At 31.7% G+C, this 6252-nt stretch carries 7 protein-coding genes and 1 pseudogene; 6 read left to right on the top strand and 2 right to left on the bottom strand.

Going from position 1 to position 6252, the window contains the following annotated elements:
- Positions 1-184: pseudogene (locus tag ACN0TV_RS17055) on the bottom strand (IS110 family transposase); the annotation flags it as partial.
- A gap of 357 nt (positions 185-541) precedes the next feature.
- On the opposite strand from ACN0TV_RS17055, the gene ACN0TV_RS17050 reads away from it, so the two are divergent.
- From ACN0TV_RS17050 to ACN0TV_RS17025, 6 genes are all read left to right on the top strand, one after another.
- Positions 542-1321, top strand: coding sequence for a hypothetical protein (locus ACN0TV_RS17050; protein WP_417364552.1), 780 nt, complete (start codon positions 542-544; stop codon positions 1319-1321).
- A gap of 241 nt (positions 1322-1562) precedes the next feature.
- Positions 1563-2024: a helix-turn-helix domain-containing protein gene (locus ACN0TV_RS17045; RefSeq protein WP_417364550.1), complete on the top strand. Its 462-nt coding sequence runs from the start codon at positions 1563-1565 to the stop codon at positions 2022-2024.
- Positions 2025-2026: 2 nt separating this feature from the next.
- Positions 2027-2710, top strand: coding sequence for a CPBP family intramembrane glutamic endopeptidase (locus ACN0TV_RS17040; RefSeq protein ID WP_417364548.1), 684 nt, complete (start codon positions 2027-2029; stop codon positions 2708-2710).
- A gap of 46 nt (positions 2711-2756) precedes the next feature.
- On the top strand, positions 2757-3863 hold the full coding sequence (locus ACN0TV_RS17035; protein WP_417364546.1) for a peptidase MA family metallohydrolase: 1107 nt from the start codon (positions 2757-2759) through the stop codon (positions 3861-3863).
- 452 nt (positions 3864-4315) lie between these two features.
- Complete coding sequence (locus ACN0TV_RS17030; RefSeq protein WP_417364544.1) at positions 4316-4918, top strand: hypothetical protein; 603 nt, start codon at positions 4316-4318, stop codon at positions 4916-4918.
- A 156-nt stretch (positions 4919-5074) separates the two neighbouring features.
- Positions 5075-5881 carry a DUF4241 domain-containing protein gene (locus ACN0TV_RS17025; protein WP_417364542.1) on the top strand — a complete coding sequence of 269 codons (807 nt, stop codon included), beginning with the start codon at positions 5075-5077 and terminating at the stop codon, positions 5879-5881.
- A 204-nt stretch (positions 5882-6085) separates the two neighbouring features.
- On the opposite strand, the gene ACN0TV_RS17020 is transcribed toward ACN0TV_RS17025, so the two are convergent.
- Positions 6086-6238: an RteC domain-containing protein gene (locus ACN0TV_RS17020; protein WP_417364554.1), complete on the bottom strand. Its 153-nt coding sequence runs from the start codon at positions 6236-6238 to the stop codon at positions 6086-6088.
- Between the last annotated feature and the right edge of the window lie 14 nt (positions 6239-6252).

Here is a 6252-nt window from a genome sequence, read left to right as displayed (position 1 = left end):
CAAGACGATAATGGTAATAGCCCGTGGCCTCCATGACTACCAACCCCTTTTTGTCCAATACTCTCAGAAAGGCCGTAAAGCCTTTGGGATCATTGGAAAACTGCTGATGCCCCTCTTGGGAACCGAATACATCAAAGACATCCTTGCTGATGTCCACTCCATAAATTTTGCTATATTTATTCATAGAAAAAAAGATGACGAAAGGACAATCTACTTTGGTTCCAACAACTTGAAAACGAGGTCCAGGCCTCACAGATCTAAACGAAATTAAAGTAGAAAAGAGCGGGGATTATCAATGTTGCCGAAGTCTAAAAGCTTCACCGTATATAGTAACCTTACTCCGCTCTTTTGTTCTTTCTGATTAATACTTAAAGTTAACTGATTTAAGAAAAATCAAACTTAAGCCGTATATAAAAAATTGCTGGTGTTGTGCTAAAACAAAGGTCGTTGCACGTTTGCTACGTCTGATTTTCCTTCGGAAAATCCTCGCACGCAAACACGCAACTTTCCATATACAAACACGTTGGCTGTAATTTGAGAAATGAATACTGAAAAAATATTTAACGAAAATGGAAATGGATTTATCCGAGTATTTGCTTCAGACAAAGTAGAAAAAGTGAATCCTGTTGATTATTATAAAACCGCTGAATTAAAACAAAGCGCAACTTTAATAAGAGATTTATTATATACAAAAAGTCCATTATTGACTTCATTTTTGGATAGCGAATACTTTGAGAAAAAAGCAAAAGAAATGGTCGTTGGATATTGTGAAAAATGTGAAAAAATAGAGATTCACGAAAATTTTATTGAGTTATTAAAAACTGAACGAAAGAAAGACCAAGTAAGACTATTAAAAGGAATGTCTTTAAATCCAGATATTTTAGTGTCTTTGATTTTTAAATCTTATAATGACTTTGGTTATTTATACAGCAAATATCATTTCAAAAATCTACCAAACGGATTTGAAGGAAAAAAACTTCCAAAGGTTTTTCACTTAAACGAGGATGGTAGCATTCACAAAGTTGGAGAAACTGAATTAACTGATGGAGAATTAAAACATATAATCGAAAACAGAAAAGTAATAGTATCGCACTTTTTTGAAAAAGATGACATTTGGCATTGTTTCTTTTTGACTTATAAAAGTATTGGTGGTAAAGAAAATTGGAAAGAAGGTCAACCTCATTTTCATTATATTTCAAATGGTTTTGGAGTTTCTAAAGAAGATTTTATCGAAAGTATGAGAACTGGAAAATATAAATCAACTTCAGTACATATTGATTTATTGGAATACGGAACACAACCAAATGATGATGAAAAATAAAAACTACAGCCAACAATGGCTATAAGTATTTGCTTGTTCTCGCTTACTTCTGGCACGAGCATGAAGTGCGAACTGGCGAAGCAAAATCCTCGCGGATTTTCAGTTATGTGGGTAATTGTAAAGTTAAGTGCTAAACCACGCAACTACTCATAGCCGAGACCGTTAGCGGTAAATATCAAAATGACGTAAGAATGTCACATTAATGACATCCAATAAACTAAACTAATAACATACTTTTAGGATGAATATAAAACGACAGCAAATAATAGCAACAATCGTAAAAGAAAAAAGGGTGGAATTAAAATATACGCAACAGGAGTTAGCAGACATATCAAATATAAGTTTACGTTCAATTCAACGAATAGAAAAAGGTGTAGTGAATCCAAGAATGCACACATTAAAAACCCTTTCAATTTACTTAAATTTTTCAATGGATATATTAGATAATAATTATGAAAATTCTACTGTTTCAAAAGAATTATCATTTTATAAAGAGGCTATTCTTTCTGTCATTATACTTTGTACCATTCTACTTATAGCTACTGCTTATATTGCTCAATCAAGTAGCTTTCCAGAAACAAATTTTGAATTATGTATTTATTATTTAATAATAATTACATTAACAGGTTTGATGCTTTTTAAACTTTGGAAAAATAAAACCCTAACTACCCTTATTAAAAACTCAAAATCAAATAGTCAATAAAAATGTTGGGAATTATAATTATTCTTATAACATCTTGGCTGTTACTATATTATATAGAAAGAGAAAACCTACGTGTGTTAGGGTTTTGCCCTGTCAACAATAGAATCTTCCAATTCGCCATCGGAGTAGGTTTTATTTTCGTTCTTAAACTTTTATTTATTTTAATTGATACTCAAATGCTGTCCATCTCTTGGACAAAAAGTCCAACCTTTAATTTAAACTCCTTCTTTCTTTCTGGTTGGTACCATTTAAAAGCTGCTTTAACAGAAGATTTAATATTTCGCGGAGCACTTTTATATATATTGATAAAAAAAATAGGGTTACAAAAAGGACTTTTAATATCCGCTTTTGCCTTTGGTATTTATCATTGGTTTTCTTACGGAATAATTAATTCTGATAAAATTATACTCTTAATATATGTGCTTGCTACAACTGGTTTTACTGGATATGTTTGGGGCTATACATTTGCAAAAACTAAATCAATAATGATGCCTTTAGGATTTCATTTCGGTTGGAATTTCATCATTACCTTATTCTATGACGCTCAACCTTATGAACATTTGATAGTTAAAGAAACAGCAAAAATTGAATTATCAGCCCCATATAACACATACTATTCCTTATTTATTGGATTAACACCTGCATTAGTAACATTAATATTTGTAAAGAATATAATTAAAAAGTAAGTAATATTCATTGATTTGAATCGTCCAATAAAAAATAGAAACATTTATGAAATTCCTAATTCCCTTTCTCTGTGTAGTTTTAATTACTGGATGCAATGAGCAAACGAATAAATCAATTGCACCAAGTTCCTGGATTGGAAAAGTAAAAATGGGAGAGGCCAACCCAGAAGTTGTTTTCAATGTTTTTAAAGATAGTTTAGGACAACTTACTGGAAATTTAGGTATTCCGAGTAAAGGGATTCAAGACATCCCATTGAGCAAGGTTTATATCAAACAAGATTCAATTATCTTAGAAAGTTCTGCTGCTCAATTAGTTTTCAAAGGTGTTTTTGAAAATAATGGAAAATCTATTAATGGCAATTGGATAGAGCCTCATTTAAAATCCTCACTTATTCTTGTTCCTTTAACCAAAACAATTGATTATAATAATTTTAAAAAAGAAAATACAACTTCTTTAAATTTAGAATTCGAGAGTCAACATTTTAATTTCTATTCAAAAAAAACTGATACAAGTGTTCTTAAAAATTTATCCCAGTCTCTTGAAAGTAATTATTTAAGGATAACAGAGGATATGAAAACTAATTTTGAATCAAAAATTGATGTTTTCATTTATCCAAATATTAAATCATTTCATAATGCTATTAACTTGCTTGATGCACCTGAGTGGGTAGTAGGAGTAGCCGGTAAAAATGAGTTAAAAATGGTAAGTCCTTTAAAACCAGGAAGCCAGCATACTTATGAATCACTTATGAAAGCAATCGTTCACGAACTCACTCATACTATTTTGCTTAATTTCAGAAAACAAGGACTTGTAGGTCTGCCAAATTGGCTAAATGAAGGTTATGCTTATTATGAAGCCAAACAACTTAATGAATCACAACGTGAGTTAGTTCTTTCTCAACTACTCAATAATAAAATTCCATCTTGGAGTGAATTAGAAAAGGCTAATAATTATCAATTTGGAGATATGAATGGATACCCAATTTCGGCAACAATTATCGAATACCTTGTAAAATCATATGGAATCGATAAACTAAAACAATTTATAACTGAACCAGAAAACGTAAATAACATATATAAACAGTCTAAAGAAAACTTGGAGGTTTTATGGTTGAAAGATTTAAAACAAAATAATAATACAATAAAAAACTAATGAAAAACCAACCAAGAACCAAATCATTAATACTATCTGCGAGTTTCGTGGTAGTTTTTATAATAGTTTTTCCTCGTCTTATGGTAACGAATATATTGAAATTATAACCGACAATCCTCCAAAAACAGTGAAAGAAATGACTGACTTATTACTTGCTTTTTTAAATGGAGAGAATACTTGGATAAATGAATATAAATCTTCTGAAGAATACAAATCTTGGGTTGAAGAATTTAATAAATAACGTGTTACAACAACGGCTATAGTTCATTGCGGCGAAATTTGCTTGCGCCAGTTCGCTGCGCTCGTGTTCTGCCGAAAATTGCTGGCTCCAGTTCGCTTTGCTCGTGTCTCGCCGTTTTGCTATCTTTCGGCTACAGCGGAAAAGTCCTTCGGACATTTTCCGCAACGAAACCATAGCCAAAACCGTTAGTGCAACCTGAATTATAACATATATGAAGTTTCTTTTTACAATTATTTTATTAACTACATTAATACAAAATGAGGCTGATACTTTAATTGGAAAATATTCCTACTCACAAAGACATTTTTCGGAATCATTACAGTTAAACGCGGATTATACTTTTCAATATGAATTAAAAATGGAGTTATTTCAGCAAAAAATAAATGGGAACTATAATGTTGTAGGTGACAGCTTAATCTTAAATAGCTTTCCTCAACGAGATAAAATAATTGTAGATGAAAAATCAAAAAAAGCAGAGAAAAATATTTTTAGGGTGACTAATAAGAGTGGCCATCTAGTGAATTATCAATTGACCATAACCACCGATGAAGGAAAAGTTGTTGAATTAAAAGACTGTTATGACAAAGTGAAAACGAATTATTCGAATATTAGAAGCTTCCACATAATCGACACCAAAGGACTTAAATCTCCAGAATATTTGATTAAAGGAAAACAGACTAACTATTTCGAAATAAGATTTGAAACTATTAGGGTTTTTGAAAATGAAAAATGGTTCGTTAATAACGGATTAAAACAAATTAATCCAATAGGTATGGATGGCGAATTTCAAAACTATAATTTGACAAAACAATAAAAGGCAACAGCTAACAATGTATAACCGCAATTACGGCGGATTCGACTGCGTCCGAATCCACTCGGAATTGCTAACGCCAGTGCCAAACCGAATATTAACGCATATTAACCCGTAACTGACGGTTATACGAGACCGTTGCCAGTAATTTAAAAAACATTGAGAAAACTAACAATATTCGGAATAATTTTAAGTTTTTTATCCTGTAATTTATCGGATAAAAAAGCGGAATTTCAAAAAGACAAAGAAATGTTTGGACTGTTTAAGAAAAAAACGGAAAAGAAAAAGGAAATACTTTCGCACGCTGATTATAATTTGATTTTTGAAAACGATACTGTAGAAGGAATCCCAATTGAGTTAATTGAAATTGGAAAATTAAAAGTGCCAACAGGAAAAATTGTCGTTTGCGACCCACTTGTAACGCCAGATATGAAACCATTAGAGCGTGAAATTAAAATTGGAGAATATCCAATAAAAATATATGTAGCTAAAACAAAAGATTCAGGAGATAGATATGCAATTGCTAAATTAGAATTCAACGACAATAGAGCTGAAAAATGGGTTTTGGCTGTTCGTGAAGGAGAAGATGTTAATGAATTAACTGGAGACGGAGACTTTTTCGGATTTCCTGTCGACGCAGGACTCGGAGGATTTTTTGATATAGAGGCTGGAGTTGAATACTTGAAATTTCAAGATAACTTTATGAAAGCAAACCCAAATGGAAATATTTATGACGACTTGTTTGCGGATGAATTTAAAAAAAATGCGAAAGACATAAATGACCTGAATGATTATGGAGATTGGATAAATTTCAAATTACCAAATTCGGATTTAAACATAACAATGTTCCATTCGGGTTATGGCGACGGAACTTATCCAGCGTATTGGGGAATTGATGAAAATGGAGAAGTATCATCATTGGTTATTGATTTTTTTGTATTGTTGTTACCCGAAGATGGCGAGTAAAAACTACTGGCAACAAAGAACTGAGTTGAAAAACCAATCAATTAAACTTTGGTAAAAAAACACGAAATTTTGCCTAAGTTTAATTATGCCATTTTTTCGCTGCACAACTGAAATTAGAATTAATATCACAACAGACAACCCACAACAAACAACAACTTCGTCCCTCGTCCATCGTACTTCATATTTCTTTCTACATACTTCCTTTCATCCATCCGCCTCCACAATTTTATTCTGAATGCAGGTCTTTAAAAAATCCAACAACTTGGTCTGATTGTTTTTCCGCATCCTAATTTCCAGAAATATTCTATAATAATCGCCGAGCTGTATTGAGAATAGATCCTCAAAACCTTTGGCAATTTCCTTAATTCCAG

This window comes from Galbibacter sp. (assembly GCF_048266365.1).
Taxonomy (GTDB): domain Bacteria; phylum Bacteroidota; class Bacteroidia; order Flavobacteriales; family Flavobacteriaceae; genus Galbibacter.
Note: the sequence above shows the minus strand (reverse complement) of the source record. Positions and strands in the feature narration are given on the sequence as shown.